Genomic DNA, 1209 nt, shown 5'->3' on the forward strand with positions numbered 1-1209 from the left:
GTTCCGCTCCAGCACCACGCCCACGAGCCGCAGGTCGATCCCGGCGGGGGAGACGGGGGCACCGACGAGGTAGCGGGCGGCCGAGGTGTTGTCGGCGACGACGTCCGGCGTGGTGAAGTCGTAGCCGACGTAGCGCGAGTCGAGGACCTCGATCCCGACGGCGACCCCGGAGGACGCGGCCAGCACCTCCGCCGCGGTGACGTGCGGGCCCGCGAGGTCGCGGCCGAGGGTGAACACGATCTCGGGCTCGCAGCGTGGCTGGATCCGGGCGCCGGTGTCCAGCGGCTCACCGAGGTCGAGGGCGCCCGCGGCGGGCAGGAAGCCGAAGATCGGCTCGCTCACGTTCACCTGCGCCTGCTTGGCGCGCGAGGTCAGCCCGAGCTTCCAGCCCGCGAGCGGGCCCGCGGCGCCGCGGAGCTCGCGTTGCACCCGGTAGGCGGTCGGCAGGTCGAGCCCGGGGAACTCGTCGGACAGCCTGCCGATCGCGGTGCGGTCGGCGACGGCCTTGCTCAACCGAGCGGCGAGCTCGGGGACGTTCACGCTCATGCGACCCTCACGGTGACCGGCCCCAGCCGGTCGGACTCGGCCCGGACCACGTCGCCCGGGGTCATCGGGACGGCCGCGTACAGCGCGCCCGCCATCGGCCACCATCCTCCCCGCACGCGGCCAGCGGCGGGCGTTCCGCGCGCCGAGACTCCGGCCCGCTTGACGGGGCGGGGGTGGGCTGTTCCCGATCACGTGACCCACGCCGCAGAACGCCGCTCGTCGTGCGCGATGCTCGGGTCCCGGGTGACCGCAGCCACAGCCCGGTGACGCGCTGTGGTGTCTTCGCTGCTCAGGGGCGCGACGAGCGGGGCACTCGGTCGCCCCGTGCGCCGAACGGCACCTCCGGGGGTGGCCCCGGTGCGCCGACATGCCGGGTCCCACGCTTCCCCCACCGCTCGCCGCCGGGTCCGTCCCGGTGGTCTCGTCGGACGCAACCGGACGGGTTCGGGGCCGCGGGGACCCACTAGCGTCGTCCTCGGATCACGACGAGGTCACGAAGAGGACTCCGGGCCGACCCCCGATCGGCCCGCTCCGGAATCCCCGACCGGACGTCCGGGCCTCGTCGAGATCCACGGAAGGAAGATCGTGGCACGGCATCGCTCCCCCCGGAGCCGTCGCGCGATCGCCGGATTCCCGCCGGCCGCCGCCCCCGCGGCGCCGGCG

Annotated in this window: 1 protein-coding gene; it reads right to left on the bottom strand. The window is 75.4% G+C overall.

The window, feature by feature from the left end; all coding sequences use genetic code 11:
* Positions 1-546 (bottom strand): 2-keto-4-pentenoate hydratase (locus H5J29_RS33475; RefSeq protein ID WP_220188240.1); only part of this gene is annotated, 546 nt, incomplete at its 3' end.
* Positions 547-1209: the final 663 nt, after the last annotated feature.

This window comes from Pseudonocardia pini (assembly GCF_013870575.1).
Classification (GTDB): Bacteria; Actinomycetota; Actinomycetes; order Mycobacteriales; family Pseudonocardiaceae; genus Pseudonocardia; species Pseudonocardia pini.